We start from the raw sequence: 14,532 nt of genomic DNA, 5'->3' as shown, positions 1-14,532 counted from the left end.
TTTTGTTAAAATTATTAGAAAGGAGATAAAATATGAGTTTCAAAATCAAAGGCTTAGTTGACTTTCAAAAAAATCTCGATAAGTTATCCAAAAATGCCCAAGCTCTGTCTGGAGAACACGACTACAGTTTCGATGAAATCTTTTCTGATAGATTCATGTCTGAAAATACGAACTTTAAAACTATCCAAGAGTTTCTATTGTCAAGTCCTGAAAACATTTCAAACCCAGAAGACTTCAAAAATGCCGATGAAGCAATTATAGACACATTTGTTTCTCAACAAACAAAGTTCAGTACTTGGAGAGAAATGATGACCGAAGCTAGTAAAACTTTACTGACCAATCGTCTTGGTTTTTAATCCCAATTCAACTTCGTTCAGCCGTTGAACTGCCTGTTCCAGTTCCTCGGCTTTTTGTAAAACATCATTAGCTAAATCCTTGAGTTTATCTAAATTGGATAACTCGACGTTTAAGGTGAATTTGCTGTTCATAATTGCCCCTTTCTATGTGGTATAATTAAAATAAAATGATGATATTGTTGAGTTGATTGCTGAGCATTTTATACTGATGGAGACTTAACATGAGGTTAACAAATAATCCAAGATTAATTTAAGAATATAGTGAGGACGTGAAATGAAGGATAAAAATACTGCAATTGGTTGTTTCTTCGTTATAGGGGTGATATTACTATTTGTTAACCCTTTAATTGGTGGGGTTATAATAGCCATTAGCTTTATAATAGCTATGCTTTCAAATAAAGATCAAAACATCAGCTCAACGGGTGATAGCTTAGATCAACTCGATGTTGAAGTTTCCACAGAAATTAAAAGTTCTGGCGGACTGGTTTGGGACGATTATCCAGATGTTAGCAAATATCGTGTGAATCCTTCAGGCCTAAGATATGACGATACATATTTTACAGGTACTGGTTATAAACTTAGAGAACTACTGCTTTTGATATGGTGGGGAAGAACTAAAAAACCACGACAGCCTTCAAGTCAACCGCCGAGATATTTCTACTATGACTACCATCTAAATACGGAAGAAACCACTGGAAGATTTATTCGAGAGGGTTATCTAACTAGAGATGACAAAAATAGAGTGGTTTTAACTGAGCAAGGCAAGGAATTGTATTCAGAATTTGAAATACTTTGGGAACTGCACTCTTACAAAGGCTTCTTGGGGGAATTACCTAACCTAGACCAATCATTTGAAGATTGGGATTATAAAACATACAAAGCTAATAACAATTTGCTTGAAATAAGACATTTGCAGGAAATTATAAAATTTAACACAAACATGCAGAAACAATATCCTAGGGGAAGTAATGAATATAATGCTTTCCAACAGGACATTGAGAGAGACAAACGACAGATTGAGTTTTTGCTCTCAGAACATGAACAATTAATAGATAATTAAAAAGTTGCACGATTTACTTTGCTCAGTGCGAGTGTAGAGCGACTTGTAGAAAACACTGCCAAGCTGGTAAGTGTTTTTTGTACCCACTTTAACAGAGAAATGAGGTAAAATCAATTTGAATTGAAGAAACGTTTGTATCAATTTATTGTCGGAAATTTTTTCAAAACTCCTAAATAGATTTCTTAATTTATCCAATTAGGTTGCTTGTCGCTCCGTTTAGTGGGATAGTAGCTCTTAGGCTCACATGCTGGTCGTGCTACCTTCCTGCAGGAATTTTCGCATACTGCTCTTTATCTCTGGACTTAGGGTTTTAGATAGTGAGTTTTCAACCAAATACCGCTTCAATCCTGGAAAACGACTAAAGTTTTGCCCCAAAAATGCCCCAAAACACAAAAAAAGCCCATTGCACAGGCTAGAAAGCTTGATGCAATAGGCTTTTTTATGTTGAACTATTTAACTGCGTCTTTAAGAGCTTTACCAGCTTTGAATGCTGGAACTTTTGAAGCAGCGATAGTGATTTCTTTACCAGTTTGTGGGTTGCGACCTTTACGGGCAGCGCGCTCACGTACTTCAAAGTTACCAAAGCCGATCAATTGAACTTTTTCACCAGCTGCAAGGTAGTCTGATACTGAAGCAAATACTGCATCTACTGCTGCAGATGAATCTTTCTTAGTCAAACCTGTAGCTTCTGCTACTTTTGCGATCAAATCTTGTTTATTAGCCATTGTGCTAAATCCTCCAAAAATTATTGATGAGCTATCGCTCTAACAAGTACTATCATATCCTAAAATACCTATTGGGTCAAGCATTAAAAGTCTTTTCTGGCTTTTTTTGAGCTTTTTTCCGTATTTTCTTAAAAATTCTGAAAATAAGTGGATAAGGGCGATAAAAAGCCTGATCTCATTTCATTTAATCTCTCAAAAAGCTTTATTTATGAAAGATTTCAAAAATCAAATGATCATTGTACAGGTCGATGCTGCGGGCTTTAACGGCCATGTCAAAATTATTTTCCAGATTAGGGAGATCCACGGTTATCTTTCCAGTATCAGGATCAATTAAAATGGCTTTAGGTAGCTTGTAGTTCTTGCTGATGTATTTTAAAATCTCCGATTTTGGTAGAGATAAGGTGCCTGCCGAAACCTCATTTACCTCTAAAATAATCGCTCCAGAGTCGTCACGATAGGGTGAAAAATAGACGTAGAGTGGGATGCGAGCACCGAGGATTTCATAAGCCCCTTCAAAGACAACCCGCTTTTCGGTGACGTAAACATCATAGGTAAAGGTCTGCGACTGGAAGTCTTCTAAATAGGCATCTATGGCTGCATTAAGCTGGTCCCTCGTTGTTGAAAATGTCCCTACTTGAAAGTTAGTTGGAACCTCTTGTGGTGTGCGGACTGCTTCTCTAGGTGTCAGCGCTCTTAGAAAAAACACTGTCACTAAAGCCAACTGCACACCGACTAAGCCAATAAAGAGCCACTTCCAAATATTAATCCTCTTGCCAATTGTGATGCGTCTCATCTATTTTCTCCATAATTGCTGCTTGCATGATTTGATACCCTATATTATTAGGGTGAAAATGATCCCCTTCAAAAAGAGCATCGTTCACGACAACAGTTTGTCCTTGTTGATTCTCGGTGATTCCTTCTTGCCCATCGATTCCCCGATAGAAGCGATCGTTGATTGGCACGAAATAAACCCCATCAAACGTGGACAACGTCTCTTCTGTCGTTGTATTCCAATTGTCTATGACCAGCTGCATTTCCGTCACTTCCGGAAAATTGAGATAAAAAGGATTATAAATGCCTAGGACATAGATAGGTAGTGACGGATTTTCAGAGCGGGCTTGAGTGATAATCTGACTCAGGCGCTTGCTATAGGCTTGAGCGGGTTCTTCGAATGTTTCTACCGTCAGGCTATCGAGATTGTCTCGAATCACCCGCATGACATCATTTCCTCCAACTGATAGGGTCATTAAATCAGCCTTAGAAAGACTCTCTTGAAGAGCTGTGTCCTCAGCCATTCGTTTCAAAATTTGTTTGCTGGTATTGCCAGCAACACCATAATTTTCTGCCTCAACCTCACAGCCATATTGGAGGGATAAGTTACTGCTGACGAGAGGGACAAACCCACCTTGACCCGTAGAATCCCCAACCCCTTGTGTTAGAGAGTCCCCTAAGGCTACATAATAAAAGGGCTCCGTTCTTTCTTCAACTGGAGTTGATCGCAATAATAAGGGCTGGGCTTCTGGGATAACCTGTTGAAAAAAGAAGTAGGCTAGTCCAAAACTCAGCACTAGCCCAAGAAGAGCAGTCAGTACCCCTCGCTTATTCATAACGCACCAGAACTGCCCAAGCATCTTCTCCCGTATGGGTTTGGATGATAGACCCTGTCTCAAGAACTGAAATCTCCTCAGCCACTAAATGGGAGAGTTTTTCCTTCATCTCCATGGCATAATCCTTGACACCTGCATAAGAAATGCCAATTTCAGCCACTTTACGGCCACCTTTTTCAGCCTGTGCAATAAATGAGTCTAGCCATTTTGCAAACGTTTTTGTGCCTCGACCTTTTAAGATTGGCTGTAATTGGTGGTCAACCATTTCCATGACAACCTTAATGTTCAAGAGGGAGCTCATCATCCCTGAAACACGGCTAATGCGCCCACCTTTAACAAGGTTTTCCAAGGTTGAAATGCCGATAAAGAGTTGTGACTTGCTGCGCACTTCTTCAATTTTAGCCAAAATAGCATCCTTACTCGCTCCAGCCTTAGCCAGTTTAGCAGCTTCAACCACCTGGAATTTTAGGCTTTGATCGGTAAAGGTTGAGTCAACAACAGTCACCTCACGACTGGCTAACAAGCCTGCTTGACGTGCCGCTTCAACCGTACCAGACAAGGCATGAGAGGTATGAATGGAAATGATCTGATCTTCCGGATTACTGATGGTTTCATAGGTCTCCGCAAAAAGGCCAACAGGAGGCTGGCTCGTTTTAGGAAGAGCCTTGGCATTCTTCATTAACTGCAAGAATTCCCCTTCCTTTAGGGTATCGTCTGAGTAGAGCACCCCATCGACCATCACAGAGAGTGGCACAATGGTGATGCCAAGATCTGCGACTACCTCAGGTTCAATACTAATACAAGAATCTGTAACAATTTTAATCTTCGACATGTCAGCTTCTCTCCTTCTAAATAACTATTATTAGTATATCAGATTTTAGCCAAAAAGGCTGTTCTAGACAGCCGTTTTTTCGTTATGGGAAAGCTATTAGCGAAACATTCTCTTCTTTGTCTATTTCTCTGGAACCCTGCTGACAGGTACTAGCCTGAAAGGGCTTAAAACAGGACTATGACTAGGATTTAATCTTTAACAGAACAGCTAGCTTCTTGAACAAATTGTTTGACGTCATCATGCTTTCCTTCATAGAGGTCTTTGACAATTTTAGAGCCAACGATAACCCCAGAAGATACTTTGTTAAAGCGATTGACATCTGCCTGAGTTGATACGCCAAAACCGGTCAATACTGGAATGGGAGACAGTTCAGTTAAAGTTGCTAAGTGTTTGTCTAAATCTTCCCGATACTGATCTGTTTTTCCAGTCACCCCATTGATGGCAACAGCGTAGACAAATCCTTCTGCCGATGCGACTAAAGTCTTTTGACGCTCAAGCCCTGTTGTCAAACTGACCAGTGGGATTACAGCAAGGTCTGTCCCCTCTAAAAGTGGTTTTAGCAAATCTGTATGTTCATGCGGTAAATCTGGGATAATCAGACCTTTAACAGATGTTTCTTTCAAATCTGTCACAACCCTTTCTAAACCATACTGATAGAGCGGGTTCAAATAGGTCATCATCACAAGAGGTACTGGGCTGTCTATCGTTTTCAAGGTCTTGATAATGTCAGCTAAGGTAACCCCCTTAGCCAAACTTCTTAAACCTGCCGCCTCAATCACAGGACCGTCAGCAACAGGATCCGAAAAAGGAATACCAATCTCAATTGCTGCTGCACCAGCCTCACTTAAAAGGGTGATCGTGTCTAGCAGACCGTCTAGCCCATTCTCATGATCCCCAGCCATAATATAGGGCACAATGATGCGATGGCCATTTGCTAGGCGGTTTTCTAAGATTGTTGTTAAACTTTTGCTCATGCCTCATTCTCCTTTTGCTGATCTAGTATCGCTTTGACTTGAACGACATCCTTGTCTCCCCGCCCTGATAGGCAGATCAACAGGCTTTTCTCTTTACCTAACTCTGGTGCTACTTTAAGGGCATGGGCAATAGCGTGACTAGACTCAAGGGCAGGGATAATACCCTCTAGTCTGGACAAGGTTTGGAAACCTTCAAGGGCTTCTTGGTCTGTGACACTGACATAGCTGGCTCTTTCAATCTCGTTAAAATAGCAATGTTCAGGCCCAATTCCTGGATAATCAAGGCCTGCTGAGATCGAGAAAGCCTCCATAATCTGTCCAGCTTCATCCTGTAAGACCGTCATCAATGCCCCATGGAGAACACCTGGTCGTCCCTTGGCAAACGTCGCAGCATGCTCTTCTGTATCAAGCCCTTTACCAGCTGCTTCAACACCAATCATCTGGACACTTTCGTCTTCTACAAAGGGATGGAAAAGTCCGATGGCATTTGAACCACCCCCAACACAAGCCATGATAACATCTGGCAGGTCTTGACCAGTCTGTTGGGCAAACTGAGCTTTGGCTTCTCGCCCAATCACACTTTGGAAATCTCTAACAATTTCAGGGAAGGGAGCTGGTCCAAGGGCTGACCCCATCACATAATGGGTGTCCTCGATTTGCGCGACCCAGGCTCTGAGTGCTGCATTGACCGCATCTTTCAAGACGCGCGAACCATCTGTAACCGCCTCAACTTTTGCGCCCAACAATTCCATCCGAAAGACGTTAAGTGCTTGACGCTTGATGTCTTCTTCTCCCATGTAGATGATGCAGTCCATGTTAAAGAGTGCGGCTGCAGTTGCTGTTGCCACACCGTGCTGACCGGCACCAGTTTCGGCAATGATTCTTTTTTTGCCCATCCGCTTAGCCAAGAGTACTTGTCCTAGCGCATTGTTAATTTTGTGGGCACCAGTGTGATTGAGATCCTCCCGCTTAAGGTATATTTTAGCGCCACCGAGATGGTCTGTTAAATTCTTAGCAAAATAAAGTGGCGTTGCACGCCCTACATAATGGTTGAGCAATTGGTCTAACTCATTTTGAAAGCTTGGGTCTGCTTTAGCTTCTTCATAAGCAGTCTCTAACTCCAAGACGGCTGTCATGAGTGTTTCTGGGACAAAACGCCCACCATATTGGCCAAAGAAACCTTTCTGATCTGGTTGATTATAAGTCATATTTCACCTTTTCTGTAAATTGTTTGATTTTTTGAATATCCTTAACCCCATTAGTCTCAACGCCACTAGAGACGTCTACGGCAAAGGGCTTAAAACGCTGGATCGCTTCCTTGACATTATCAATGGTCAGCCCACCTGCCATAAAGAAAGGACTTTCTAAGTTAACGTTGTCAAGCTTACTCCAGTCAAACGTTTGCCCTGATCCGGCTACCGGAGCATCCAAAAGGACATACTCTAAGCCAGTCTCTATCTCACAGGTATCCTCCGTCATCTGCACCGCTCTTATAACAGGGACAGGAAGCTCTGTTCCTAAATGGTTGTCAAAATCCCCATGAATCTGGACCATATCTAAGGGTACTGTCTTAATCGCCTCTTGTAACTCCTCTAAACTAGGTGAAACGAAGACACCGACCTTGCGGACATAAGCAGGAACCCAGTGGGCTAGTCGATGGGCTTCCATTAAAGATATTTGGCGCTTCCTTTTAGCAAATACAAACCCAACAAAATCAGCTCCGGATTGTACCGCTGCTTTGACAGCTTCCGGGGTTTTAACCCCGCATATTTTAACCTTTGTCAATGCGCAACTCCTTTAATCGTTGAGCCGGAGAATCTGCCTGCATCAGTGCTGTCCCCACTAAAATACCATTGAAATCAGGAGCAACTTGACGCGCCTCTTTCTCAGATAAGATGGCTGATTCTGAAATATAGACAGGACCCTCAATAAAGTAGTCTGCTAAAGCTAGACTTGTATTTATATCTGTCTCAAATGTGGTTAAATTCCGGTTATTGATTCCGATAATTTGAGCACCAATACGATGAGCAATTTGAAGCTCTTCCAAATCATGAGTTTCAACCAGCACTTCCAATCCTAACTCAGTAGCATACTGGTATAGATGGCGCAGCCGTTCCTCAGGAAGGGCCGCCACAATGAGCAGAATAACGGTTGCTCCTGCATTAAGACTACGAATGATTTGTTTTTCATCGATGATAAAGTCTTTGGCTAAGGTCGGAATGCTAACCTGTTCTGAAACAGCTCTTAAATCAGCTATATCTCCTTTAAAGAAGACTCTATCTGTCAAAACGGATATCATGGCAGCACCAGCTGATTCGTAAGCGCGTGCCTGAGCCAAAATATCAACCCCCAAATGAATGTCTCCCAGACTAGGGCTAGCTTTTTTGATTTCAGCAATGACCTGTAAGGTATCAGGATGAGTTTTAAGATAATCATAAAACCGATAGGTTTCTCGAAGTTTGACAATCTGCTCCTCAGGTAATTGGGCAACCTCCTCAGTTTTTGCTGCAAGGATATTTGGAAGAAATTGTTTACTCATCGTTGCACCTCCTGTAGCTCCTGAAGTTTTTGGTAAGCAGACCTATCAGCCAATAGAGTTCTAGCAAGGGCAATACCAGCTTGAATACTGTCTACACGGCCATTCGCATAGAAACCTAGACCGGCATTTAAAACAGTGGTTTCAAGATAGGGGCTGGCTTCATTTTTCAAAACACTGACTAATATCTCAGCGTTCTCCTTAGCATCACCACCTTTAATGTCAGACAAGGTGACTTTTTCCATCCCAAGCTCCGCATAGCTAAAGCTATCTTGACTAATTTGCCCATCGGCCAAAAGGGTATAAGTGTTGGTCCCGTATAAGGCTGCTTCATCCATATGATCTGGTCCAGTGATGATCAGGGCCCGTTTTCGACCTAAATCCTGCATGACTTTAGCAACCGCCAAATGGAGGTCTTCCCGATAAATCCCCATCAGTTGGCTTTCCAAGTTTAAGGGATTAGCAAGAGGGCCAACCAGATTCATGATAGTAGGAAGGCCTAAAGCCTTACGTGCTGGGCCGATAAAACGCATGGCTGGGTGCATGGACTGGGCAAAGATAAAGGCCATTCCAACCTCATTAAGAGCTTTAGCGAGGACTTCAGGTTCTGCCGCAACGTTTACCCCAAGGGCCTCTAGGACGTCTGCTGAGCCTGATCTCGAGGAAATCGAGCGATTACCAGCCTTAGCGACACGGATACCCCCTGCAGCAAGAATAAAGGAAGCTGTCGTTGAAATGTTAAAACTGTAAGACTGATCGCCACCTGTGCCACAATTACACATGGCATCAGAGAAGGTCTCAGGGAGTTGTACAGCATGACTTTTAAGCGCCTTGACAACACCGGTTATTTCTTCTGGTGTTTCTCCTTTTGCTTTTAAGCCAAAAAGTAGGGCTGCAATCTGGCTTTCCGACACCTGACCATCTAAAATATCCCTAAAAATCCCTTCGACTTCACTTGTCTTCAAATCCGTTCCAGACGCTAATTTTTCAAAGATTTCTTTCATAGTCCTTAACCACCTTTACAAAATTGTGAATCATTGTTAAGCCATTGTCTGTACCAATACTTTCCGGATGGTACTGCAGGCCATATATCGGCAACCTGTGATGCTGAATGGCCATAATTTCCTGGTCATCACTAGTTTTTGCGACCACGTCAAAGCTCTCAGGCAATGTTTCGATGACGATGGAATGGTAGCGCATGATAGCACTTTTTCGAGGTAAACCATCAAATAATGGGGAGTCTATCAATTGTTCCATCTGACTTTGCTTGCCATGCATGGTTTGCTTGGCAAGACCTAGACGACCCCCAAACACTTCTGCGATGGCTTGATGGCCAAGGCAAATCCCTAAGATTGGCTTTTTCCCAGCAAAATCCTTGATCATCTGCTCCATCAAACCAGCGTCAGCTGGCCAGCCTGGTCCAGGTGAAAAGACCAATCCATTTGCCTCTTCTGCTAAGCTGTAGAGGTCTTTGTCATCGTTACGACGCACCGTGACCTGTTCGTATTCGCCTAGGTATTGCACCAAATTGTAGGTAAAGGAATCATAATTATCAATAACTAATATCATGGCTGTCTCCAATCTTCATCATGCTCTTGGCCTTGTTTAAGGTCTCGTGGTACTCATTGGTTGGTACGCTATCGTTCACGATGCCAGCACCAGCCTGAACATAGGCTTTGCCATTTTTCAAAACCATGGTCCGGATGGCAATGGCAAAATCCATCTCACCATCTGCTGAAAGGTAGCCAATTGCACCTGCATAGACGCCACGCTTTTCCTTTTCCAGCTCATAAATCCGTTGCATGGCCCTGATCTTTGGAGCTCCAGAGACGGTTCCAGCTGGCAAGGTTGATTTGAGGGCGTCAAGAGCCGTTAAGTCGGGACGTAACTCTCCCTTGACAAGGCTGGTCAAGTGCATCACATAGCGGAAGTATTCAACCTCCATGTATTTGCTGACCTCAACCGTTCCAATTTTAGCGATTTTTCCAATGTCGTTGCGCCCTAGATCAACCAGCATACGGTGTTCTGCTATTTCCTTTTCATCAGCTAAAAGGTCCGCTGCCAAACGACGATCTTCGTCTTCATCAATCCCTCTTGGTCTAGTGCCAGCGATGGGATTGGTCACCACGACACCTTTTTTAACCGAAACCAGGCTCTCTGGGCTGGCCCCAATCACTTGGTAATCCCCGAAATCATAGAAATAAAGATAGGGTGACGGGTTTGACACACGCAGATTGCGATAGTAGGCAAAGGGTTCTCCTGCTATATCTGCCGAGAAACGTTGGCTCAAGACACATTGGAACATGTCGCCTTGTCTGATCAAATCCTTGGCTTTAATAACCATGTTTTCAAATTCATCTTGGTCGATATGGTTTGTAAAGGCCAGCTTGTCCATCACCTTAGGGGCAAATTCCTTTGGACTCGCTTGCTTTAATTGGTTGATAATAGCCTCTAGAGCCTCTGCCAAGTCTTCCTGACTACGCTCGGTGTAGAGAGCATCTTCAACAAGGTGAATCACTTCCTTTTTATGGTCAAATATCATATAAGACTCATAGAGAAAGAAATGCATGTCCGGTGTCCCAATAGTATCCTCAGGAATAGTGCCAATCGCTTCATAAAAACCAATCATGTCGTAACCGACAAATCCAAGGGCCCCACCATTGAAAGGCAGGTCTGTCTTTTCAGGTTTAGCCAAGGTTAGTTGATTCAGCACGACCAAGGGATCCCCGTCAACAGCCTCACCATTGACCGTCAACACCCCGTCCTGAAAGCGAACGTCATAGACAGGATTATAGGCCAAGATAGAGTAGCGAGCTGTTTCCTTCTCACGAGGAATACTTTCAAGGATGACCTTATGCTCTCCTTTAATCCGCATATAGGCTAAAATCGGACTCAAAACATCTGCTGGTAATGTGCGCTTCATACTTTTCTCCTTGTTTCATTGGGTAATAGAGTTAATATTTATCAGACTCTTCGAGTCAGTGTAAACCTCTCTAAATGTTGCTTCGCAAGCGTTAAGAGGGAGTAAACATAGGCTTTCTTGCGGAAAGCTATATCCGTTGCTCTAAGCACTTGTCTTTTTTTAAAAGCCCAGTTGCTAAGTCATATCGGTTTACAGTTCTCGCAGGCTTCGAAGGCATTCACACCATTGACGAACGTCACGCAAGCCCTTATATAGGCTTGCTAATGGGCTGACTAGCTCCTTTTCCAAGGCATTATCGGCCTTGGAAATCGCGTCTCCTATTCTCTAAACTCTGCTTCGCAAGCGTTAAGAGGGAGTAAACATAGGCTTTCTTGCGGAAAGCTATATCCATTGCTCTAAGCACTTGTCTTTTTTTAAAAGCCCAGTTGCTAAGAGCAACAGAAAACCCTCGCATACTTAGTGTATGCGAGGGCGTTATGGCTAGATAACACGGTACCACCTCGGTTGATGGGCTCAATTGGATAGTCCTATCCCATCATCTCAATCTCCTCCAACAAGGAGCTGCACGGTAAGGGGTGCCCACCGGATTCACATGTGTTAGAACCCATAATTGACAATCAGCCCAATTTCACCACGACCTGCTACTTGTTCACAATACCCACAAGCTCCCTGAAAACAAATCCTTGATTACTTTTCTGATTTGAATTTAATTATACACGTTTTTAAATAGCTGTCAATAGCTTTTTTCAAAAAATGTAAGCGTTTCTCAAAAAACCGAACGTTCTTGAGTCACAAAAATACCCTTTTCCCTCCACACTCTCTCCTCCCATGTTATAATAAAGGTATGACTTTAACCATTAAACAAAACATTCCTCTTAAAATCAAGCGTCTCGGCATTAATGGCGAGGGCATTGGTTTTTATAAGAAAACTCTAGTCTTTGTCGATGGAGCTCTCAAAGGTGAGGAGGTGTTCTGCCAAATCACTGAGGTCAAGCGTAATTATGCGCAGGCCAGATTGCTTAAAATTAACAAGCCGTCTAAATTCCGAGTGGAGCCAGCTTGTCCGGTCTATCAGGCTTGTGGGGGCTGTCAAATTATGCACCTGCGTTACGATAAGCAACTGGATTTCAAAACGGACTTGCTCAGTCAAGCTCTAAAAAAATTCCAACCCCAAGGCTATGAAGACTTTGAAATCCGTCCCACAATTGGAATGGCTGATCCGACCCATTACCGGGCAAAACTCCAATTCCAAGTCAGAAAGTTCAAAGGCAAGGTCGTCGCTGGCCTCTACCAGCAAAACTCTCACCGCCTGATCGAACTGAGAGACTGCTTGGTGCAGGACGAGACAACCCAAGCTATCATCAACCAGATTAGCCTCCTGTTGACCCGCTACGATGTACCAATTTACGATGAGCGTAAGATTGCCGGAGTCCGCACAGTCATGATCCGAAAGGCTGATGCGACTGACCAAGTTCAGATTATCTTCATCGCTTCAAAACCGGTCAACCTTGACTTTGTTATCCGTGACCTGACCACGGCTTTTCCTCAGATAGAGACCATTGCCTTTAACCTGAACAAATCCAAAACCAGCGAGATCTACGGGGACTATACCAAGATTCTCTGGGGTAAGGATAGCATCGAAGAAGGGGTTTTGGATTACCGCTTCTCCCTGTCCCCACGCGCTTTTTACCAACTGAATCCCAAGCAAACCCAAATCCTTTACGGCGAAGCCGTCAAGGCCTTAGACGTAAACCCTGACGATCACCTCATTGACGCCTACTGCGGGGTTGGGACCATCGGCCTCGCCTTTGCTGGCAAAGTGGCCTCGATCAGAGGGATGGATATTATTCCTGAAGCGATTGAGGATGCGAAGGCAAATGCTGCGCGCTTAGGTGTTACGGACAGTCATTACGAAGCTGGTCTTGCGGAAGTCATCATTCCGAAGTGGTACCAGGAAGGCTATCGCGCCACTTCTCTTATCGTGGACCCACCACGAACAGGAATCGATGACAAGTTGCTGGAGACCCTTCTGACGTTTAAACCGGAGAAGATGGTCTACGTCTCTTGTAACGTCTCGACCCTTGCTAGGGACCTCGCCCAGTTGGTCAAGGCCTATGAGGTCAAGTATATCCAATCGGTTGACATGTTCCCACACACCGCAAGGACTGAGGCGGTTGTTAAGTTGGTGCGGCGATAGTAGCCAATCAATTAGTTTAATCACAAAAAAAACAGACACTCTTTCTCCATCAATAGAGCAGGTGTCTGTTTTTTTACCTTAAATGATTGATAAAGTTTACTAGCAAAAGAATATTTATGTCTCCATACTTCATATTCTCCGTAACTAACTAAATCGTTTCCCTGCAACTCTACCCTTTCTCCTTCAAAAGCGCGATATACTTGTCTCCCCAGACCTCAATTTGCTCTAAAACCGTGTGAAATTCCTGGCCGATCTCTGTCAGACTGTATTCCACACGAGGAGGGACTTCTGGATAGACTTTACGAATCACCAGGCCCTCTTCTTCTAAATAGCGTAATTGCTTGGTCAAGGTTGCTTGCGTGATGTCTCCAAGATCTCTCTGAAGCTGGCCAAATCGCTTGGTTTGACCATCCAATTGGTGCAAAATCAAAATCGCCCATTTGCCACTGATTAATTTTTGTGTCGTCACAAAGGGACACTGTCCAAATAATTCCATCTTTTTTACACCGTCCTTATCCATTTCTATCTTAAAAGATACTATATATCCCAAAAATACCTACTTGTTTTTTTATCGTAAGCTGTTAAACTAAGTGTATAAATGATTATAACACATTTCTATCGAAAAGGAAGGTAATAATATGAAAATTGCTATTATTGGTGCCAATGGCCAATCTGGAAAACTCATTCTTGCAGAAGCCCTCAAGCGTGGTCACGAGGTCACGGCTATTGTTCGTAGGGCGGATAGTACTAGCCACACTCCTGTACTTGTCAAGGATGTCTTTGAACTCACTGCAGAGGACCTTTCTGCTTTTGATGTTGTCGTCTCGGCAATTGGGTTTTGGACAGAGGAGACATTTCCACTCTTTGATAAGGTTTTTCGTCATGTCTCCCAGCTTCTAGCTGGAACAGAAACGCGCTTTATCGTCGTCGGTGGCGCTGGTAGCCTCTTTGTTGACCCGGCTCACACTACTCAGCTCTTAGAGACGCCTGACTTCCCAGCAGCCTTTTATCCTCTTGCTAAAGCGATGACTGACGCTTTGGTGACCTTGCGAACCTTCTCAGCGACAGCTTGGACCTTCTTCAGCCCAGCAGCAGACTTTGATGCAGAAGGCAAGGCCAGTGGCAACTACCAATTAGGTGGTGAAGAACTAATCCTTAATGCAGCTGGCGAAAGCTATATCAGCTACGCTGACTACGCACTTGCTCTTGTCGATGAGATCGAAAACGGCAACTTTATCCGTCAACGCTTCACTGCAGTAGCAGAAAAATAATCCTCTAAACCTAGTCCATCTCTATTGGGCTAGGTTTTTCTACCTTTAACT

At 43.5% G+C, this 14,532-nt stretch carries 17 protein-coding genes; 4 read left to right on the top strand and 13 right to left on the bottom strand.

All coding sequences use genetic code 11. The annotated features are described in order from the left end of the window. Nucleotides 1–32: 32 nt before the first annotated feature. Nucleotides 33–356, top strand: a complete 324-nt coding sequence (locus J2S23_RS04120) for a hypothetical protein (protein ID WP_307121488.1) — start codon at nucleotides 33–35, stop codon at nucleotides 354–356. On the opposite strand, the gene J2S23_RS04115 is transcribed toward J2S23_RS04120, so the two are convergent. Beyond that, nucleotides 330–488: a hypothetical protein gene (locus tag J2S23_RS04115; RefSeq protein ID WP_307121487.1), complete on the bottom strand. Its 159-nt coding sequence runs from the start codon at nucleotides 486–488 to the stop codon at nucleotides 330–332. The two genes, J2S23_RS04120 and J2S23_RS04115, sit on opposite strands and share 27 nt — an antisense overlap. 142 nt (nucleotides 489–630) lie before the next feature. On the opposite strand from J2S23_RS04115, the gene J2S23_RS04110 reads away from it, so the two are divergent. Then, on the top strand, nucleotides 631–1,416 hold the full coding sequence (locus J2S23_RS04110) for a hypothetical protein (protein ID WP_307121486.1): 786 nt from the start codon (nucleotides 631–633) through the stop codon (nucleotides 1,414–1,416). A 449-nt stretch (nucleotides 1,417–1,865) separates the two neighbouring features. Here the strand turns inward: J2S23_RS04110 and hbs are convergent, their stop codons facing one another. The 11 genes from hbs to trpE form a co-directional block, all read right to left on the bottom strand. Beyond that, on the bottom strand, nucleotides 1,866–2,141 hold the full coding sequence (gene hbs, locus J2S23_RS04105) for a non-specific DNA-binding protein Hbs (RefSeq protein WP_307121485.1): 276 nt from the start codon (nucleotides 2,139–2,141) through the stop codon (nucleotides 1,866–1,868). 202 nt (nucleotides 2,142–2,343) lie between these two features. After that, a complete protein-coding gene (locus J2S23_RS04100; RefSeq protein WP_307121484.1) occupies nucleotides 2,344–2,934 on the bottom strand; it encodes a YpmS family protein in 591 nt (196 codons plus the stop codon). Next, nucleotides 2,903–3,748 carry an SGNH/GDSL hydrolase family protein gene (locus J2S23_RS04095; RefSeq protein WP_307121552.1) on the bottom strand — a complete coding sequence of 282 codons (846 nt, stop codon included), beginning with the start codon at nucleotides 3,746–3,748 and terminating at the stop codon, nucleotides 2,903–2,905. Before J2S23_RS04095 ends, J2S23_RS04100 begins: the two co-directional genes overlap by 32 nt. After that, nucleotides 3,741–4,580 carry a DegV family protein gene (locus tag J2S23_RS04090; protein WP_307121483.1) on the bottom strand — a complete coding sequence of 280 codons (840 nt, stop codon included), beginning with the start codon at nucleotides 4,578–4,580 and terminating at the stop codon, nucleotides 3,741–3,743. Before J2S23_RS04090 ends, J2S23_RS04095 begins: the two co-directional genes overlap by 8 nt. A gap of 188 nt (nucleotides 4,581–4,768) precedes the next feature. Next, entirely contained in the window at nucleotides 4,769–5,554 is a 786-nt protein-coding gene (gene trpA / locus J2S23_RS04085) for a tryptophan synthase subunit alpha (protein ID WP_307121482.1), read from the bottom strand. Next, on the bottom strand, nucleotides 5,551–6,762 hold the full coding sequence (trpB, locus tag J2S23_RS04080) for a tryptophan synthase subunit beta (protein WP_307121481.1): 1,212 nt from the start codon (nucleotides 6,760–6,762) through the stop codon (nucleotides 5,551–5,553). Before trpB ends, trpA begins: the two co-directional genes overlap by 4 nt. Then, nucleotides 6,752–7,339 carry a phosphoribosylanthranilate isomerase gene (locus J2S23_RS04075; protein WP_307121480.1) on the bottom strand — a complete coding sequence of 196 codons (588 nt, stop codon included), beginning with the start codon at nucleotides 7,337–7,339 and terminating at the stop codon, nucleotides 6,752–6,754. Before J2S23_RS04075 ends, trpB begins: the two co-directional genes overlap by 11 nt. Next, on the bottom strand, nucleotides 7,326–8,093 hold the full coding sequence (trpC, locus tag J2S23_RS04070) for an indole-3-glycerol phosphate synthase TrpC (protein WP_307121479.1): 768 nt from the start codon (nucleotides 8,091–8,093) through the stop codon (nucleotides 7,326–7,328). Before trpC ends, J2S23_RS04075 begins: the two co-directional genes overlap by 14 nt. Beyond that, complete coding sequence (trpD, locus tag J2S23_RS04065) at nucleotides 8,090–9,094, bottom strand: anthranilate phosphoribosyltransferase (protein WP_307121478.1); 1,005 nt, start codon at nucleotides 9,092–9,094, stop codon at nucleotides 8,090–8,092. The genes trpC and trpD overlap by 4 nt, the downstream gene beginning before the upstream one ends. Further along, nucleotides 9,078–9,659 (bottom strand): aminodeoxychorismate/anthranilate synthase component II, encoded by a 582-nt coding sequence (locus J2S23_RS04060; protein WP_307121477.1) that lies wholly within the window; start codon nucleotides 9,657–9,659, stop codon nucleotides 9,078–9,080. Before J2S23_RS04060 ends, trpD begins: the two co-directional genes overlap by 17 nt. Continuing rightward, on the bottom strand, nucleotides 9,643–11,013 hold the full coding sequence (gene trpE / locus J2S23_RS04055; RefSeq protein ID WP_307121476.1) for an anthranilate synthase component I: 1,371 nt from the start codon (nucleotides 11,011–11,013) through the stop codon (nucleotides 9,643–9,645). The genes J2S23_RS04060 and trpE overlap by 17 nt, the downstream gene beginning before the upstream one ends. A gap of 844 nt (nucleotides 11,014–11,857) precedes the next feature. On the opposite strand from trpE, the gene rlmD reads away from it, so the two are divergent. Beyond that, entirely contained in the window at nucleotides 11,858–13,210 is a 1,353-nt protein-coding gene (gene rlmD / locus J2S23_RS04050; RefSeq protein ID WP_307121475.1) for a 23S rRNA (uracil(1939)-C(5))-methyltransferase RlmD, read from the top strand. A 169-nt stretch (nucleotides 13,211–13,379) separates the two neighbouring features. Here rlmD and J2S23_RS04045 read toward each other — a convergent pair whose 3' ends face one another. Further along, nucleotides 13,380–13,706 carry a winged helix-turn-helix transcriptional regulator gene (locus J2S23_RS04045; protein WP_307121474.1) on the bottom strand — a complete coding sequence of 109 codons (327 nt, stop codon included), beginning with the start codon at nucleotides 13,704–13,706 and terminating at the stop codon, nucleotides 13,380–13,382. 142 nt (nucleotides 13,707–13,848) lie between these two features. On the opposite strand from J2S23_RS04045, the gene J2S23_RS04040 reads away from it, so the two are divergent. Next, nucleotides 13,849–14,481, top strand: coding sequence for an NAD(P)-dependent oxidoreductase (locus J2S23_RS04040; RefSeq protein ID WP_307121473.1), 633 nt, complete (start codon nucleotides 13,849–13,851; stop codon nucleotides 14,479–14,481). Nucleotides 14,482–14,532 lie beyond the last annotated feature (51 nt).

This window comes from Streptococcus moroccensis, assembly GCF_030812835.1.
In the GTDB taxonomy this organism is placed as follows: Bacteria; Bacillota; Bacilli; order Lactobacillales; family Streptococcaceae; genus Streptococcus; species Streptococcus moroccensis.
Note: the sequence above shows the minus strand (reverse complement) of the source record. Positions and strands in the feature narration are given on the sequence as shown.

Coding starts and splice junctions, on each gene's coding strand:
- J2S23_RS04115 (WP_307121487.1), bottom strand. CDS start 488: ATGAACAGCAAATTCACCTTAAACGTCGAGTTATCCAATTTAGATAAA.
- J2S23_RS04090 (WP_307121483.1), bottom strand. CDS start 4,580: ATGTCGAAGATTAAAATTGTTACAGATTCTTGTATTAGTATTGAACCT.
- J2S23_RS04060 (WP_307121477.1), bottom strand. CDS start 9,659: ATGATATTAGTTATTGATAATTATGATTCCTTTACCTACAATTTGGTG.
- trpD (WP_307121478.1), bottom strand. CDS start 9,094: ATGAAAGAAATCTTTGAAAAATTAGCGTCTGGAACGGATTTGAAGACA.
- J2S23_RS04100 (WP_307121484.1), bottom strand. CDS start 2,934: ATGAGACGCATCACAATTGGCAAGAGGATTAATATTTGGAAGTGGCTC.
- rlmD (WP_307121475.1), top strand. CDS start 11,858: ATGACTTTAACCATTAAACAAAACATTCCTCTTAAAATCAAGCGTCTC.
- J2S23_RS04120 (WP_307121488.1), top strand. CDS start 33: ATGAGTTTCAAAATCAAAGGCTTAGTTGACTTTCAAAAAAATCTCGAT.
- trpB (WP_307121481.1), bottom strand. CDS start 6,762: ATGACTTATAATCAACCAGATCAGAAAGGTTTCTTTGGCCAATATGGT.
- J2S23_RS04040 (WP_307121473.1), top strand. CDS start 13,849: ATGAAAATTGCTATTATTGGTGCCAATGGCCAATCTGGAAAACTCATT.
- J2S23_RS04045 (WP_307121474.1), bottom strand. CDS start 13,706: ATGGAATTATTTGGACAGTGTCCCTTTGTGACGACACAAAAATTAATC.
- trpC (WP_307121479.1), bottom strand. CDS start 8,093: ATGAGTAAACAATTTCTTCCAAATATCCTTGCAGCAAAAACTGAGGAG.
- hbs (WP_307121485.1), bottom strand. CDS start 2,141: ATGGCTAATAAACAAGATTTGATCGCAAAAGTAGCAGAAGCTACAGGT.
- trpE (WP_307121476.1), bottom strand. CDS start 11,013: ATGAAGCGCACATTACCAGCAGATGTTTTGAGTCCGATTTTAGCCTAT.
- J2S23_RS04110 (WP_307121486.1), top strand. CDS start 631: ATGAAGGATAAAAATACTGCAATTGGTTGTTTCTTCGTTATAGGGGTG.
- trpA (WP_307121482.1), bottom strand. CDS start 5,554: ATGAGCAAAAGTTTAACAACAATCTTAGAAAACCGCCTAGCAAATGGC.
- J2S23_RS04095 (WP_307121552.1), bottom strand. CDS start 3,748: ATGAATAAGCGAGGGGTACTGACTGCTCTTCTTGGGCTAGTGCTGAGT.